The following is a 14,947-nucleotide window of genomic DNA, read 5'->3' as shown; positions in this document are numbered from 1 at the left end:
GAATGTTCACGCCCGGCGTGGAACCGCTGCGCCACCGGGGCACGTCCTTCCCCCCGTGCAGCGAGATGGCACCAGGACACGCGACGAGCGTTCCGGCGCGCGGACCGAGACGAGGCCGGCGGCGGTCGTCCACCGTCCCCTCCGGCTGGCCGGGCTGGCGGGCCTGGCCCTCCACCTGACGCTGGCACTCTGGCTGGTGCTCAGACCCCTGCCGGTGGCCTGGGTGTACGACGCCAACCTGACGCCGCTCGCCTCGCTCCGCTCCTCCACCACCTGGCAGGTGGTCGGCGAGTTCCTGCTGCTCGCCCCGCTCGGCGTCCTGCTCCCGCTGGCCGGCGGCCGGATCCGGGCCCCCTGGCTGCCGTCCTTCCTGCGCACCACCGGCGTCTCCGCCCTGCTGGCGACCGGCCTGGAGTTCCTCTCCTCCTGGACGCCCGGGCACGTCCTCAACGTGGACCACATACTGTTCGCCGTCATCGGCGTGGTGATCGCCCACCTCGCCCTCGTCCCCGGCCTGCGCCACCTGCTGCGGGACCGTCGGCCCGAGCCGCGGGCACCGCGCGTCGCCGTCCTGGCCGGCCCGCCGGTGACCGCCACCGTCGCCCCGGCGGTGGCGGTCGCGCCCGCGGTCCGTCCGCGCGCCTACGCGGAGCCGACGCCGCCGGCGGGCTGAGGTTCCGCCCTCATCACCCGGCCGCCGACCTCGATCAGCCCACCCGGGCGCGGCCCGGTCAGCAGCTGCGAGCCCCGGCCCTGGGTGATGGTCAGGGCCCGCCCGAGCCGGGCGGTCAGCAGCAGGGCGGCCGCACCGGTCGCCTCGTCCTCGTCGATCCCGTCGCCCCGGCCGGGGAAGGCCCGCGCCCGGACCGTACCGGCCGCCTCGTCCTGCCAGGCCCAGGCGTAGATCCACTCCCCGGGCGGCGGCACCCGGAGCGCGTCCACCTCGGCGGCCGAGCCGTACTGCCGCAGGGTGCGCCCCGGGGCCCACTCCGGCCGGGCCTCGATCCGGGTCAGCCCGCCGTCGTGCCGGACGGCCACCACCCCGGCGGCGGTGACCAGTCGGTCCACGCCGAGCAGCCAGGCCGTGCCGACGCAGGGGTGGCCGGCGAAGGGCAGCCGCAGCGTCGGGGTGTAGATGTCGATCTCCCCGTGCTCCGGGTCGTCGACGAACACCGTCTCGCTGAAGCCGAGTTCGCGGGCGAAGGCCTGCCGCTCCGCCCGCTCCGGCACGGCGGAGCCGTCGCGCACCACCCCGAGTTCGTTGCCGTGCCGTCCGTCGGGCCCGCAAAAGACCCGCAGCACCTCATAGCCAGTCATTTCCCACCTCGTCAATTGCCGTTCCGGCGCGGCGCAACGACACCGTGATGAAAAGGCGACGACGGATGTCGGCCGCCTCCAGTACTGTGCGCTCTCGTCCCCGAACGGTTCCCGCCGTTTTTCTTCCTCTCACAGGAAACCCCCCTTGAACAATCTCGACTTCAGCGCCGAACCGGTGTTCTCCTGGTACGTCGTCCTGCTGGCGCTCAGCGGCGCCATCATGCTGGTCCTCGGCGCCATCGGCGGCGGAACGAAGGCCGGCCTGCGGATCCTCAACGTGCTCTTCGGCCTCGGGTTCCTGGGCTACGCCTACTACCTCGCGTTCGTCTTCAAGGGCGGCGAGTACATCCTCTTCTTCAAGGCGTTCATCCTGCCGGTGGTGATGATCGTCGCCTCGGTGAAGGCGATCGTCGAGCGCAGCAACGCCAAGAACCGGCCCACGGCCCCGCCCGTCGGGGCGTACAACCCCAACGCGCCCTACAACCCCAACGCGCCGTACAACCCCAACGCGCAGCAGGCCCCGTTCAACCCGAACGCCCCGCACCAGCCGGGTGTCCCGTCGCAGCCGGTGGCGGACAACCCGTACGCCCAGCCGCAGCCGCCGCAGCAGCCGGCCGGCTGATCCCGCCGCACGAAGGCCGAAGGCCCGTCCGTCCCCGCTTCGCAGTGGGTGACGGGCGGGCCTTCGGACGTATCAGGTCACTTCCCGGCGCCCGGCGCGCCGTTGCGGCGGCGCGCGACGACCAGGGTGCCGAGGCCGAGGGCGATCGCCATCGCGCCGGTGATCGCCATCGGGGCGGAGGAGGAGTCGCCGCCGGTGGAGGCCAGCCGCGTGCTGGTCGCGGCGGCCGGGGCGGAGCCTGCCGTCGGGTTCGGTGCGGCGGTGGTGACCAGGGCGGCCGGGGCGGCGGACGGGTCGGTGGTGGCCGCCGGGGTGGTCGGCGCCGCGGCCGCGTCCGTGGCCGGGGAGGTCGGGGCCGGGGTGCCGGTGGAGCCCGCGGCGGCCTCGATCCGGAAGGCGACCTTCGGGCTGGTGGTGGCCCGCTCGGGCTGGCCCGGGCCGCCCAGGCTCCAGCCGTTGGCGAGCACCGACTCGGCCGCCGCCGGTGCGGTCCTGGTCCAGGCGAGGCGCAGGTTGACCGTACGGGTCTCGCCGTTCGGCAGCGCGATGACGTCGGCGTCCTTCGAGCCGGTGAGCAGCCGCACGCCCAGCTGGCTGCCGGGGAGGTCGTGCCATTCCGGCGTGCCGGCGATCCAGTCGCCCGCCTGGGTCTGGAATTCGATCCTCACCATGTCCGCACGGAGCAGGCCCTCGCCCTCGAACACGATCGTCGGGACGATCCGGAGGTCCGTGCCGGTGTGGTTGCCGTAGACCACCTTGAACGGCCTCGCCTCGCCGCCCGCGGTGAAGGAGGCGGGCACGCCCTCGACCTTCACGTCCGGGAGCCCGACCGGGGCCGGGGTGGTCGGGGTGCTGCTGACGACGGTGAAATTCGGGGTGCCGCCGGAGGCCTGGGTGACGCGCTGCTCCGGAGGCAGGGTCGGGTCCGAGACCATCGCGGTGAGACCCGCGGAGGTCCAGCCGGGGGCGGCGTCGGCGGTGAGGGTCAGCCGCAGCCGGTAGGTGGCCTCGGCGCCGGCCGCCAGGTGCAGCTGGGTGGCGAACTCGTCGAGCTGCCAGAATCCGCCGGTGTCGACGTTGCTCGCCTTGCCGTCCTGCCACTGGGTGCTGCCGGGACGCTGGTACTCCAGCTTGAGCTGGCTCGGCTTGAGGCCGCTGCCGGCGGCCGCGACGCCGAACTCGGTCGTCACGTCCAGCTGGTGGTCCGCGGTGTTCTTGAGGGTCGAGGTGAACTCGACCGCGCTGCCCGCCGTCACCGTGGTCGGGAAGCCGCTGGTGGTGATCACGACGGGTGAGGCCCAGCCGTGCGGCACCTGAGTGGGGGCGCTGGTGGCCGGGGTGGTGGGTTCGGTCGTCGGGGTCGCGACGGCGGCGGGGGTGGTGGGTTCGGTCGTCGGGGTCGCGACGGCGGCCGGAGCCGAGGTCAGGGCGAGACCGGAGACCAGGGCGGCGGTGGCGGCTGCGGCGAGGAATCCGCGGGACTGACTGCGCAATGGAACCTCACGGAGGAATCGGGCGAAAACCCGAGAGAGTGCGAAATCGCAGGCGTGAGGGGCCGCTTGAGGCCGTGAAGGCGCCGCCGAATCGCCCCCCACCATCAGCGACCGCGGAATCATATCTCCCTGGCCGTACAGCTTTGCGAACGGGTTTTCCACACCCGCGCGACCTTTGCCTCAGGGGCATCCCTGAGGCGGACCCCGACTCCGGCCTACGCCTCCCCGGTGACCCGTCGGGGTGGAGAATCGCCTGGTGGGCGGAGGTTTCCGGCCCGGCGGCGGCAGAGCATGGAAGTACGCCCGCCGGACCGGCCGGACCGGGTCGCCACCGCCGAGGAGCCGACATGAGTGCCCGTCTCGCCCGCCCCCGTCACAACCGCGTCATCGCCGGCGTCTGCGCCGGGATCGCCGAGCGCTTCGGCCTGACCCCGTGGACCGTCCGACTGATCTTCCTGCTCTCCTGCCTGCTCCCCGGCCCGCAGTTCCTGATCTACCTCGCCCTGTGGGTGCTGCTCCCCCAGGAGCCGTGACGCCGTACGGGCGGGCACGACGACGGGCCGCCCGCTCCCGGGGTCTCCGGGGGCGGGCGGCCCGTCGTCGTGCGGGCTGGGCGGATCAGCCCAGCGGCAGGCCCGGCAGGGTGTTGGCCAGCCCACCGATGGGGGTCTTGTCCAGGCCGGGGACGCCCGGAAGGGCCCCGCGCTGCTGGGTGATGCCAGCGACCGGGGCGGCCTCGGCGGCGGGCGCGGCCTGGCCGGCGGTCGGAGCCAGGGTGCCGAGCGTGCCGGCGACCTTGTCGCCGCCGGGCAGCTTGGCGGCGGTGTCGGCGACCGCGCCGGTCACCGCGGGGTTCGTCACCGCGCCGGTGGGCAGCCCGAGGCCGCCGGCCGCCTGGCCTGCGGCCGCGGAGGCCGTGCCGGCGCCGACCGCCGCGATCGCGATGCCGAGCGCCGCGGTGCCGGCGGCCTTGAGAGCCTGCTTCATGGTTCGTCCCCTTGGTTCGTCGTCGGTGGCCGACATCACATGCGGAATCGGCGGACGGGCGACCGCCGCCACGGCCTGTCAGCAATGACGGGCACACCGTAGTGAGAGGCTCGCGCGAGAACCAAAGGGCGTTCACTCACCCGAGTGACTAGTCGGATGAACGCCAACTTCCGTACGGGGAAGCCGCGTTCATCCGACACAGGGCGGGGTGCCGGCTCAGCTGGTGGCGACGCCCGCGCTGAACAGCCACTCCGCCTTGAGCTCGGCGTAGCCCGGCTTGATCACGTCGTTGATCATCGCCAGCCGCTCGTCGAAGGGCAGGAACGCGGACTTCATCGCGTTCACCGTGAACCACTCCATGTCGCCCAGCGTGTAGCCGAAGGCGTCCACCAGGTGGCCGAACTCCTGGCTCATGCTGGTGCCGCTCATCAGCCGGTTGTCGGTGTTCACGGTGACCCGGAACTTCAGCCGGCTGAGCAGCCCGATCGGGTGCTCGGCGTACGAGGCGGCCGCCGCCGTCTGGAGGTTGGAGGTCGGGCACATCTCCAGCGGGATGCGCTTGTCGCGCACGTACGCGGCCAGCCGGCCGAGCTCGACGCTGCCGTCCTCGTTCACCGTGATGTCGTCGACGATCCGCACGCCGTGGCCGAGCCGGTCGGCGCCGCAGCACTGCAGGGCCTCCCAGATCGACGGCAGACCGAAGGCCTCGCCCGCGTGGATGGTGAAGTGGTTGTTCTCGCCCTTGAGGTAGTCGAAGGCGGCCTGGTGGCGGGTGGGGGGGTAGCCGGCCTCGGCGCCCGCGATGTCGAAGCCGACGACGCCCCGGTCCCGGTGGCGGTTGGCCAGCTCGGCGATCTCCTGCGAGCGGGCGGCGTGCCGCATCGCGGTGATCAGGGTGCCGATGCGGATCCGGTTGCCTGCCGCGCGGGCGTTGGCCTCGCCGAGGCGGAAGCCCTCCTGGACGGCCTCGACGACCTCGTCCAGGCTCAGGCCGCCCTCCAGGTGCTGCTCGGGGGCGTAGCGGACCTCGGCGTACACGACGCCGTCGGCGGCCAGGTCCTCGGCGCAGTCGGCGGCGACCTTGATCAGGGCGTCACGGGTCTGCATGACGGCGCAGGTGTGCGCGAACGTCTCCAGGTAGCGGACCAGCGAGCCGGAGTCGGCGGCCTCGCGGAACCACTCGCCGAGTTCCTTGACGTCGGTGGTCGGGAGGCCTTCGTAGCCGGTCGCGGCGGCCAGCTCCACGACGGTCTCCGGGCGCAGCCCGCCGTCCAGGTGGTCGTGCAGCAGGACCTTCGGCGCGCGGCGGATCTGGTCGGGGGTGGGGATGCGCGGGCCGGTGCCCGCGGTGGTGACGGGGATCTGCTTCTCCATTGCGGAAATATAGCCCCTACGCGCGTAGACCTACCACCGGGGACAGTACCGAATGGTCCAAACTCCACCCGGAATTCCACCGACTGGTCCATACGATCCGCCAAATCAGTCGTGGTGCAGCAGCCGCCCTCGCCGGGACAGCACGAAATCCCGGAACGCCGCCACCGGCGGGGTCAGCGGCCGCCCCGCCGCCCAGGCCAGGCCGATCGCCCGCCGGGTCCGCGGCGCGGTCACCTCCAGCTCCACCACCCCGGGCCTCGGCACCAGCGCCGGCGGCAGCAGCGCCACCCCCAGCCCCGCCGCCACCAGCCCGCGCAGCGTCTCGGTCTCCTCGCCCTCGAAGGCCAGCCGGGGCACGAACCCGGCCTGCGCGCAGAAGCCGTCCGTGATCATGCGCAGCCCGTACCCCTGCTCCAGCCCGACGAACGGCTCCTCGGCCACCTCCGCCAGCCGGATCCGCCGCCGGCCGGCCAGCCGGTGGTCGGCCGGGACGGCCAGGTGCAGCCGCTGCTCGTCCAGCGGCCGGGCGGTGAAGGCCGGGTCGTCCGGCAGCGGCGCGACCAGGCACAGGTCCAACTCCCCCGCCCGCAACCGCTCCAGCATCGCCATGCCGTAGTCCTGCACCAGCTGGAAGCGCACCTGCGGGTGCGCCGCCCGGAAGCCGCGCAGCAGCGCCGGGACGGCGTCCGGCCCCATCGTGTGCAGGAAGCCGAAGGCCACCCGCCCCGCCGCCGGATCCGCCTCCGCCCGGGCCGCCTCCGCACCGCGCTCCACCTCCGCCAGCGCCCGCTCCACCGAGGCCAGCAGCAGCCGGCCCGCCCTGGTCAGCCGGACCGTCCGGCCCTGACGGGCCAGCAGGTCCACCCCCAGCTCCTCCTCCAGCCGGGCCACCGCGCGCGACAGCGTCGGCTGCGGCACCCCGAGCAGCGCCGCCGCCTGCGTCACGTGCTCCAGCCGGGCCACCGCGGCGAACTGCGCCAGCCGGGGCGCCAGCAGGACGGCCGGCTCGTCCGGCCCCAACTCGGCCGCCCGGTACCGCTGCTCCGTACCGTCCGACACATCCGGCACCGCCATCCCGCCACCACCTCGACTCATACGTCAGTGCATCGATCATCCGCTCTTCATGCATTGGACGCATCAACCACGCCAGGCCTACGGTCGACGACATGCAGCCCTCCGATACCAGGGCATCCGCGACCGCCCCGGATGCCCGCGCCGCCGCCCCCACCGCCCCCGCCCCGGACGACCGCCACCGCCCCGGCCAGCGCGACTTCCGCCGCGCCAACCTCGCCCTGTTCGCCGCCGGGATCGCGACCTTCGTCCTGCTCTACTCCACCCAGGGCCTGCTGCCGATCCTCTCGGCCGACCTCGACCTCACCCCCGGCCAGGCCAGCTGGACGGCCTCCGCCGCCACCCTCGGCCTCGCCCTCGGGCTGCTCCCGGCCAGCGCGCTGTCCGACAAGTACGGCCGCACCGCGGTGATGACGGCCTCCACCCTCGCCGCCACCGCCCTCGCCGTCGCCCTGCCCTTCGCGCCCGACCTCACCACCCTCGTCGCGCTGCGCGTCCTGCAGGGCGCCGCCCTCGCCGGACTGCCCGCCACCGCGATGGCCTACCTCGCCGAGGAGGTCCACCCCAGCGCCCTGGCCTCCGCGATGGGCCTGTACGTGGCCGGCAACGGCATCGGCGGCATGGGCGGCCGACTGCTCTCCGGCTGGACCGCCGCCGCCCTCGGCTGGCGCTGGGGCCTGGCCGCCTCCGCCGCCCTCGCGCTGCTGGCCGCGCTCGCCTTCCGGCTGCTGATCCCCGCCGCCCGGCACTTCGCCCCGGCCCCGGTCGACGCCCGCGCGCTCGCCCGGACGGTCGGGCGGCACCTGCGCAACCCGCTGCTGGTGCGGCTGTACGCGCTCGGAATGCTGTTCATGGCCGTGTTCGGCGCGGTCTACAACACCGTCGGCTACCGGCTGATCTCCGCGCCGTTCCACCTGCCGGAGTCGGTCGCCGCCTCGATCTTCGTGGTCTACCTGGTCGGCACCGGCACCTCCGCCGCGGCCGGCCGCCTCTCCCGCCGCCTCGGCCGCCGCGGCGCCCTCTACGTCTCCATCGGCGTCACCGCCGCCGGCCTGCTGCTCTCCCTCGCCGACTCGCTGCTCTGCGCGCTGCTCGGCCTGGTCCTGATCACCGCCGGCTTCTTCGCCGGCCACGCCACCGCCTCCTCCGCCGTCGGCCGCACCGCCACCGAGGGCCGCGCCCAGGCCTCCGCCCTCTACCTGATCGCCTACTACCTCGGCAACAGCCTCGGCGGCACCCTCGGCGCCGACGCGTACCACGCCACCGGCTGGCCCGGCGCCGCCACCGTCGGCCTCACCGCCATGGCCCTCGCCGCCGCCGTCACCCTCTACGCCACCCACCAGGCGCACTCGGCCCAGCGAGCGATCGCGGACGCTTGACAGTCGCCGCCGATACACTCCGGGACATGAGCATCGATCCTGCTGTGTACGCCCGGCTGCGCGAGATCGCGGATCAGCTGCCGCAGGTGCCGGGGATAGGGAAGATCGAGATCGCAGACGGCGAGATCGTCATGATGATGTCGCCGGTGAAACGTCATGAGCTTGCCGTCATTCGCCTTGCGCAGCAGCTCAACGCCCAGCTGCCCCAGACTCACCCCGGGTACATCGCCCACGGCGGCGCAGACCTGGAGGACGTGGGCCTTGGCCGACTCCGGAACCCGGACCTCATGGTGTTCCCCGAGGCGGATCTGGACGACGACAATCCGGCGTTCCTCCCCCACGAGATCCTTCTCGTCGTGGAGATCGTCTCCAAGTCCAACCCTGAGAACGACTACCACGGCAAAGTCCGCGACTACTCGGCCATGGGCATCCCGATGTATCTCCTCGTCGACCCCCGCAAGGGCACCGGAATCATCCACGACGGCCCCGGCTACACCTCCCGCGAGAAGTTCAAATTCGGCGACACGATCACGGTCGGCCCCTGGACCCTCGACACCAGCGTCCTGCGGACGTACGCCTGAGCGCACGTCCGCAGGACGCCGGACTGATCAGGCGATGCGGTCCAGCACGATCGGGTTCGGGGTGAACGCCGTGCCCGCCGGGGCGACCTCGATGCCGCCCGCCAGCGCCTCGATGGCGTAGTCGTAGCGCTCCGGGGTGTCGGTGTGGAGGGTCAGCAGGGGCTGGCCGGCCACGACGGTGTCGCCGGGCTTGGCGTGCATCTCGACGCCGGCGCCGGCCTGGACCGGGTCCTCCTTGCGGGCGCGGCCGGCGCCCAGGCGCCAGGCGCAGACGCCGACGGCGTAGGCGTCCAGCGCGGTGAGGACGCCGGAGGCGGGGGCGGGGATGACGTGCTGCTCGCGGGCGACCGGGAGCGGGGCGTCGACGTCGCCGCCCTGGGCGGCGATCATGCGGCGCCAGTGGTCCATCGCGGAGCCGTCGCGCAGGGCGTCGGCCGGGTCCTTGCCGTGCACGCCGGCCGCGGCGAGCATCTCGCGGGCGAGCGCGAGGGTGAGCTCGACGACGTCGGCCGGGCCGCCGCCCGCCAGGACCTCGACGGACTCGCGGACCTCCAGCGCGTTGCCCGCGGTGAGGCCGAGCGGGGTGGACATGTCGGTGAGCAGGGCGACGGTGTTGACCCCGGCGGTGGTGCCCAGGCCGACCATGGTGCGGGCGAGTTCGCGGGCGTCGTCCAGGTTCTTCATGAAGGCGCCGGAGCCGACCTTGACGTCCAGGACCAGCGCGCCGGTGCCCTCGGCGATCTTCTTGGACATGATCGAGGAGGCGATCAGCGGGATGGCCTCGACGGTGCCGGTGACGTCGCGCAGCGCGTACAGCTTCTTGTCGGCGGGCGCGAGGCCGTCGCCGGCCGCGCAGATGACCGCGCCCGCGTCGCGCAGCACGTCCATCATCTCGTCGTTGGAGAGCAGGGCGCGCCAGCCGGGGATGGACTCCAGCTTGTCCAGGGTGCCGCCGGTGTGGCCGAGGCCGCGGCCGGACAGCTGCGGGACGGCCGCGCCGCAGGCGGCGACCAGCGGGGCGAGCGGGAGGGTGATCTTGTCGCCGACGCCGCCGGTGGAGTGCTTGTCGCTGGTGGGCAGCGGCAGCGAGGAGAAGTCCATCCGGACGCCCGAGCGGATCATGGCGTCGGTCCAGCGGCTGATCTCGCGCGGCTTCATGCCGTTCAGCAGGATCGCCATGGCCAGTGCGGACATCTGCTCGTCGGCGACCTCGCCGCGGGTGTAGGCGTCGATGACCCAGTCGATCTGAGCGTCGCTCAGCTCTCCGCGGTCGCGCTTGGTCCGGATGACGGAGATGGCGTCCATGCGTGCTCCCAGTGGGGTTCTCAAATGCAGTGGGGTTTCAAAAAGCGTCAAAAGCGAAGAGTGCCGCGAGATGACCGGGTTACGGCCCACTCGCGACACTCTACGCGCGTAACAATTGCCGATGCTAGAGCCGCTCCGGCCCGAACGCGTCGGGCAGAACCTCGCTCATCGGCTTCACGCCGGAGGCCAGGTCGATCAGCAGCTCGGGACCGCCGTGCTCGTACAGCAGCTGGCGGCAGCGCCCGCACGGCATCAGCAGCTCGCCCGCGCCGTCGACGCAGGTGAAGGCGACCAGCCGGCCGCCGCCGGAGGCGTGCAGCGCGGACACCAGCCCGCACTCGGCGCACAGCCCGAGCCCGTACGAGGCGTTCTCCACGTTGCAGCCGCTGACCAGCCGGCCGTCGTCGACCAGCGCGGCCGCGCCGACCGGGAACTTGCTGTACGGGGCGTACGCGTGGCCCATCGCCTCGCGCGCCGCCGCGCGCAGCCGCTCCCAGTCGATCGCGGGGGCCGTCACTTGCCCTGGCCCTTGCGGTAGATCTGGCCGTCCGCCTTGGGCATCCGCAGTCGCTGCGAGGCCAGCGAGAGCACCACCAGGGTGATCAGGTACGGCGTGGCGACGATCAGCGGACGCTGCACCTCATCGGTCAGCGCGTACCAGGCACCGAGACCGCCGGCCACCACGAAGGAGATCACCGTCGCGGTGTACTTGCGGCGGTACAGCTGCCACAGGGCGAGCAGCGCCATCGCGATCGAGACGATCAGGATCAGCACGTGGACCGACTCCGGGTCGCGCAGCTGGAGGCTGTCGGTGAAGCCGAACAGGCCGGCGCCCATGGCGAGACCGCCGGGCATCCAGTTGCCGAAGATCATCGCCGCGAGGCCGATGAAGCCTCGGCCCAGGGTCTGGCCGTCCTTGTAGAAGTGCGCGGCGACCAGCGAGAGGTACGCACCGCCGAGGCCCGCGAAGGCGCCGGAGGCGATGACCGCCATGTACTTGTACTTGTAGACGTTGACGCCCAGCGACTCGGCCGCGGTCGGGTTCTCACCGCAGGAGCGCAGCCGCAGGCCGAACACCGTGCGCCAGAGCAGGAAGTAGCTGGCCACGATCAGCGCGGCGGCCAGCACCACGACCACCGAGAGGTTGGTGACCAGACCGCCGAGCACACCGGCCACGTCCGAGACGAGGAACCAGTGGTGGCTCTCGATGCTCTTCAGACCCGAGGACAGGCCCGGGACGGTGATGTACGGCAGCGGGTCCGCCGGCGGGGACTGGTTCTGCCCGGCGCCAAACGCGACGTAGTCCTTGTAGTAGATCCGGTTGATGTACGCGCAGATGCCGGGGATCAGCAGGTTGATGCCGACGCCGGACACGATGTGGTCGACGCCGAAGGTGACGGTGATGACCGCGTGCAGCAGGCCGCCGAGCGCACCGCCGAGCATGCCGGCCAGCAGACCGACCCACGGGTTGACCAGGTAGCCCGCCCAGGCGCCGCAGAAGGTACCGGCGACCATCATGCCTTCGAGGCCGATGTTGACCACGCCGGCCCGCTCGGACCAGAGACCGCCCAGACCGGCCATGCCGATCGGCACGGCGGCGCTGAGCGCGGCGGTGACCTGCCCGGAGGAGGTCAGCGAGTGGTTGCCGGTGGCCATGCCCACGGCGGCGACCAGGACCAGGGCGCCCGCGATCAGGAGCAGGACCACCGGCCAGGACAGCTTGCGCTTCTTCGCGGGCGCGCCCGACGCCTTCGGACGAGCAGCAGTGGCCGTGCTCACGCGGACACCTCCTTGTTCTCGTTGGCCGCCGCAGCCTGGGCGGCGAGCTGGGCGCCGACCCGCTTCTGCTGGCGGACCAGGCCGTAGCGGCGCACCAGCTCGTACGCGACGACGACGCAGATGACGATGGTGCCCTTCATGACGTCGACGATCTCGGAGGGGAACTCGCCGTTCTGGGGCAGTGGCAGCAGCGAACCGGTGACGTCCAGGAAGGCGAACAGCAGCGCCGCGAAGGCCATGCCGATCGGGCTGTTGCGGCCGAGCAGGGCGATCGAGATGCCCAGGAAGCCCAGGTTCTGCTGGAAGGTCTGCCCGTAGTAGAACGAGTTCTGCAGCAGCTCGGGCAGGCCGATCAGACCGGCGATCGCGCCGGAGACCGCCATCGAGATGATCACCATCTTCTTGACGTTCACGCCGGAGGCGGTCGCGGCGGACTCCGAGCGGCCGGTGGCGCGCAGGTCGAAGCCGAACCGGGTCCGGGTCAGCACGAACTGGAAGACCACACCGACCAGGGCGGCGATGAAGATGAAGCCCCAGAGCTGGCCGCCGGCCGTGTCCATGGAGAAGAAGTGGCTGGACTGCGAGACCGGGTCGGTCTGGATCGAGTTGCTGGTGCCGCTCACCTTCGGGGCGAAGACGCCCGGGACGAGCAGCAGACCGACGATCGCGACCGCGATCGAGTTCAGCATGATGGTCGAGATGACCTCGCTGACACCGCGGTAGACCTTCAGCAGACCGGCGATGCTCGCGTACAGGCCACCGACCAGCATGGCGGTGATCAGCAGCAGCGGGATCTGGATGAACGACGGCAGGTCGAGCTTGGCGCCGACGAAGGCCGCGAACAGCGCCGCGACCTTGTACTGGCCCTCGACGCCGATGTTGAACAGGTTCATCCGGAACCCGAACGCGGCGGCCGCGGCGGCCAGGTAGTAGGTGGTGGTCCGGTTGAGGATCAGCACCTGGCCGTCCGACTTGGTGGCGAACGTGATCATCACGTTCCACGCGTCGAACGGGTTCTTGCCCGAGGTCGCCAGCAGGACGGAGCAGATCGCGACGGACAGCACGACCGCGAGCACCGGCGCCGCCAGTGCGAGCACGATCCGCTCACCGCTGATCCGCTGCGCCAGGCTGCGCTTGGCGGCGGGGTTGGGACTGGTCATGGGTTACTCCCCCGCCTGCGGGTCGTCGGCGGTGTCGGTGTGCGGGTGCTCGCTCTCGGCCTCGGTGCCCTCGGCCGCGACGGCCTGCGCCTCTGCGACGGCCTCCGGCTCGGACTCGATGTGGCCGGCGGCGGCACCGGTCATCGCGGTGCCGAGGTCCTCGGCGGTGACGGTGGCCGGGTCGGCGTCGGCGACCAGGCGGCCGCGGTAGATGACCCGGATGGTGTCCGAGAGGCCGATCAGCTCGTCCAGGTCGGCGGAGATCAGCAGGACGGCCAGGCCCTCGCGCTGCGCGGTCCGGATGTGCTCCCAGATCTGCGCCTGCGCGCCGACGTCCACACCACGGGTCGGGTGCGCGGCGATCAGCAGCTTGGGCTGGTGGCTCATCTCGCGGCCGATGATCAGCTTCTGCTGGTTGCCGCCGGAGAGCGAGGCCGCGGTGACCTCGATGCCGGGAGTGCGGACGTCGTACTGCTCGACGATCCGCCAGGTGTCCTCGCGGGCGGCGGTCGGCTTGAGCAGCGGGCCGCTGGAGTTGGGCTCCTCGGTGACGTGGCCGAGGATGCGGTTCTCCCAGAGCGGGGCCTCCAGCAGCAGGCCGTGCTTGTGGCGGTCCTCGGGGATGTAGCCGATGCCGGCCTCGCGGCGGGCCCGGGTGAGGGTGCCGGAGAGGTCCTTGCCGTCCAGGGTGACGGTGCCGCCGTCCAACGGCAGCATGCCCATGATGGCCTCGACCAGTTCGGCCTGGCCGTTGCCCTCGACGCCGGCGATACCGAGGATCTCGCCCTTGTGGATGCGCAGCGAGATGTCGTCCAGGACGACGCGCTCGATGCCCTCGGCGTCGCTCTTGGCGATCCGCAGGCCCTCGACGTTGAGCATCTCGGTCGTGGTGACGGTCGACTCGCGGCTCTCCGGGGAGGGCAGCTCGGCGCCGACCATCATCTCGGCGAGCTGACGGGCCGTGACGGCCTTCGGGTCGGCGTCGCCGACCGTGGTGCCGCGCCGGATGACGCTGATCGCGTCGGCCACCGCGAGCACCTCGTGCAGCTTGTGCGAGATGAAGATGACGGTGACGCCCTCGGACTTGAGCTCGCGCAGGTTGTCGAACAGCGCGTCGACCTCCTGCGGGACCAGCACGGCCGTGGGCTCGTCGAGGATCAGGATCTTGGCGCCGCGGTACAGCACCTTGAGGATCTCGACGCGCTGGCGGTCGGCGACACCGAGGTCCTCGACCAGGGCGTCCGGGCGCACGCCCAGGCCGTACTGGTCGGAGATCTCCTTGATCTTCGCCTTCGCCTTGGCGCCGATGCCGTGGAGCTTCTCGCCGCCGAGGACGACGTTCTCCAGCACCGTGAGGTTGTCGGCGAGCATGAAGTGCTGGTGCACCATGCCGATGCCGCGGGAGATGGCGTCGCCCGGGGTGTGGAACTCGCACTGCTCGCCGTTGATCGCGATGGTGCCCTCGTCCGGCTTCTGCATGCCGTAGAGGATCTTCATCAGCGTCGACTTGCCGGCGCCGTTCTCACCCATCAGGGCGTGCACCGTGCCCGTGCGGACGGTGAGGTTGATGTCGTGGTTGGCCACGACACCCGGGAAGCGCTTGGTGATGCCGCGCAGTTCGACGGCCGATGTCGCCGTCCCCGCGCTGGGGGTGCCGTCCTTGCGCAGGGGGACGGGTTCGGATGCGGTGATGGCGATCTCCTGGTGGTCTGGAGGCGCGTCGTTGCGCTGGGAGGGCCAAAAGGTGGGGAAACGTGGAGACGGAACGGGGCCCGGGGGTACGCGTTGAGCGCACCCTGCCGGGCCCCTCCCGTTTACCGTGTCGATCATCGCGCCACCGGGCAGGCGGCAGCGCATGTCGCGTCCGAGACGCGCGGGC

At 72.1% G+C, this 14,947-nt stretch carries 15 protein-coding genes; 5 read left to right on the top strand and 10 right to left on the bottom strand.

What is annotated here, in order from left to right; translation table 11 throughout:
* The first annotated feature begins 55 nt into the window (after window positions 1-55).
* Window positions 56-673 carry a VanZ family protein gene (locus ACFVWU_RS07575; RefSeq protein ID WP_387616841.1) on the top strand — a complete coding sequence of 206 codons (618 nt, stop codon included), beginning with the start codon at window positions 56-58 and terminating at the stop codon, window positions 671-673.
* On the opposite strand, the gene ACFVWU_RS07570 is transcribed toward ACFVWU_RS07575, so the two are convergent.
* Window positions 643-1,317, bottom strand: coding sequence for a PhzF family phenazine biosynthesis protein (locus tag ACFVWU_RS07570; protein ID WP_387616839.1), 675 nt, complete (start codon window positions 1,315-1,317; stop codon window positions 643-645). The two genes, ACFVWU_RS07575 and ACFVWU_RS07570, sit on opposite strands and share 31 nt — an antisense overlap.
* 145 nt (window positions 1,318-1,462) lie before the next feature.
* On the opposite strand from ACFVWU_RS07570, the gene ACFVWU_RS07565 reads away from it, so the two are divergent.
* On the top strand, window positions 1,463-1,939 hold the full coding sequence (locus tag ACFVWU_RS07565) for a hypothetical protein (protein ID WP_387616837.1): 477 nt from the start codon (window positions 1,463-1,465) through the stop codon (window positions 1,937-1,939).
* 77 nt (window positions 1,940-2,016) lie between these two features.
* Here the strand turns inward: ACFVWU_RS07565 and ACFVWU_RS07560 are convergent, their stop codons facing one another.
* The gene (locus tag ACFVWU_RS07560; RefSeq protein WP_387616835.1) at window positions 2,017-3,432 is read right to left on the bottom strand and encodes an LPXTG cell wall anchor domain-containing protein; all 1,416 of its coding nucleotides are present in this window, start codon (window positions 3,430-3,432) and stop codon (window positions 2,017-2,019) included.
* Window positions 3,433-3,779: 347 nt separating this feature from the next.
* Between ACFVWU_RS07560 and ACFVWU_RS07555 the strand changes: the two genes are divergently transcribed.
* Complete coding sequence (locus ACFVWU_RS07555; protein WP_207813471.1) at window positions 3,780-3,965, top strand: PspC domain-containing protein; 186 nt, start codon at window positions 3,780-3,782, stop codon at window positions 3,963-3,965.
* Window positions 3,966-4,050: 85 nt separating this feature from the next.
* Here the strand turns inward: ACFVWU_RS07555 and ACFVWU_RS07550 are convergent, their stop codons facing one another.
* From ACFVWU_RS07550 to ACFVWU_RS07540, 3 genes are all read right to left on the bottom strand, one after another.
* Entirely contained in the window at window positions 4,051-4,419 is a 369-nt protein-coding gene (locus tag ACFVWU_RS07550) for an ATP-binding protein (protein ID WP_387616833.1), read from the bottom strand.
* Between the two features lie 216 nt (window positions 4,420-4,635).
* Window positions 4,636-5,793 (bottom strand): adenosine deaminase, encoded by a 1,158-nt coding sequence (locus ACFVWU_RS07545; RefSeq protein ID WP_387616831.1) that lies wholly within the window; start codon window positions 5,791-5,793, stop codon window positions 4,636-4,638.
* Between the two features lie 105 nt (window positions 5,794-5,898).
* Entirely contained in the window at window positions 5,899-6,867 is a 969-nt protein-coding gene (locus ACFVWU_RS07540) for a LysR family transcriptional regulator (RefSeq protein ID WP_387616829.1), read from the bottom strand.
* A 92-nt stretch (window positions 6,868-6,959) separates the two neighbouring features.
* Here ACFVWU_RS07540 and ACFVWU_RS07535 point away from each other — a divergent pair, with 92 nt between their 5' ends.
* Window positions 6,960-8,243, top strand: coding sequence for an MFS transporter (locus ACFVWU_RS07535; RefSeq protein ID WP_387616827.1), 1,284 nt, complete (start codon window positions 6,960-6,962; stop codon window positions 8,241-8,243).
* Between the two features lie 26 nt (window positions 8,244-8,269).
* Window positions 8,270-8,824, top strand: coding sequence for a Uma2 family endonuclease (locus ACFVWU_RS07530; RefSeq protein WP_387616825.1), 555 nt, complete (start codon window positions 8,270-8,272; stop codon window positions 8,822-8,824).
* A 27-nt stretch (window positions 8,825-8,851) separates the two neighbouring features.
* Here the strand turns inward: ACFVWU_RS07530 and ACFVWU_RS07525 are convergent, their stop codons facing one another.
* From ACFVWU_RS07525 to ACFVWU_RS07505, 5 genes are all read right to left on the bottom strand, one after another.
* Entirely contained in the window at window positions 8,852-10,129 is a 1,278-nt protein-coding gene (locus tag ACFVWU_RS07525; protein WP_387616823.1) for a thymidine phosphorylase, read from the bottom strand.
* A gap of 124 nt (window positions 10,130-10,253) precedes the next feature.
* On the bottom strand, window positions 10,254-10,646 hold the full coding sequence (locus ACFVWU_RS07520) for a cytidine deaminase (RefSeq protein WP_380610532.1): 393 nt from the start codon (window positions 10,644-10,646) through the stop codon (window positions 10,254-10,256).
* Window positions 10,643-11,908, bottom strand: a complete 1,266-nt coding sequence (locus ACFVWU_RS07515) for an ABC transporter permease (protein ID WP_387616820.1) — start codon at window positions 11,906-11,908, stop codon at window positions 10,643-10,645. The genes ACFVWU_RS07520 and ACFVWU_RS07515 overlap by 4 nt, the downstream gene beginning before the upstream one ends.
* Window positions 11,905-13,068, bottom strand: coding sequence for an ABC transporter permease (locus ACFVWU_RS07510; protein ID WP_387616818.1), 1,164 nt, complete (start codon window positions 13,066-13,068; stop codon window positions 11,905-11,907). Before ACFVWU_RS07510 ends, ACFVWU_RS07515 begins: the two co-directional genes overlap by 4 nt.
* A 3-nt stretch (window positions 13,069-13,071) precedes the next feature.
* A complete protein-coding gene (locus ACFVWU_RS07505) occupies window positions 13,072-14,898 on the bottom strand; it encodes an ABC transporter ATP-binding protein (RefSeq protein ID WP_387616816.1) in 1,827 nt (608 codons plus the stop codon).
* Window positions 14,899-14,947 lie beyond the last annotated feature (49 nt).

The sequence above is a fragment of the Kitasatospora sp. NPDC058190 genome, from assembly GCF_042883685.1.
Classification (GTDB): domain Bacteria; phylum Actinomycetota; class Actinomycetes; order Streptomycetales; family Streptomycetaceae; genus Kitasatospora.
The sequence above is the reverse complement of the archived record's forward strand: the minus strand, read 5'-3'. Positions and strand labels throughout refer to the sequence as shown.

Coding starts and splice junctions, on each gene's coding strand:
- ACFVWU_RS07545 (WP_387616831.1), bottom strand. CDS start 5,793: ATGGAGAAGCAGATCCCCGTCACCACCGCGGGCACCGGCCCGCGCATC.
- ACFVWU_RS07535 (WP_387616827.1), top strand. CDS start 6,960: ATGCAGCCCTCCGATACCAGGGCATCCGCGACCGCCCCGGATGCCCGC.
- ACFVWU_RS07505 (WP_387616816.1), bottom strand. CDS start 14,898: ATGATCGACACGGTAAACGGGAGGGGCCCGGCAGGGTGCGCTCAACGC.
- ACFVWU_RS07540 (WP_387616829.1), bottom strand. CDS start 6,867: ATGGCGGTGCCGGATGTGTCGGACGGTACGGAGCAGCGGTACCGGGCG.
- ACFVWU_RS07570 (WP_387616839.1), bottom strand. CDS start 1,317: ATGACTGGCTATGAGGTGCTGCGGGTCTTTTGCGGGCCCGACGGACGG.
- ACFVWU_RS07555 (WP_207813471.1), top strand. CDS start 3,780: ATGAGTGCCCGTCTCGCCCGCCCCCGTCACAACCGCGTCATCGCCGGC.
- ACFVWU_RS07550 (WP_387616833.1), bottom strand. CDS start 4,419: ATGAAGCAGGCTCTCAAGGCCGCCGGCACCGCGGCGCTCGGCATCGCG.
- ACFVWU_RS07525 (WP_387616823.1), bottom strand. CDS start 10,129: ATGGACGCCATCTCCGTCATCCGGACCAAGCGCGACCGCGGAGAGCTG.
- ACFVWU_RS07510 (WP_387616818.1), bottom strand. CDS start 13,068: ATGACCAGTCCCAACCCCGCCGCCAAGCGCAGCCTGGCGCAGCGGATC.
- ACFVWU_RS07530 (WP_387616825.1), top strand. CDS start 8,270: ATGAGCATCGATCCTGCTGTGTACGCCCGGCTGCGCGAGATCGCGGAT.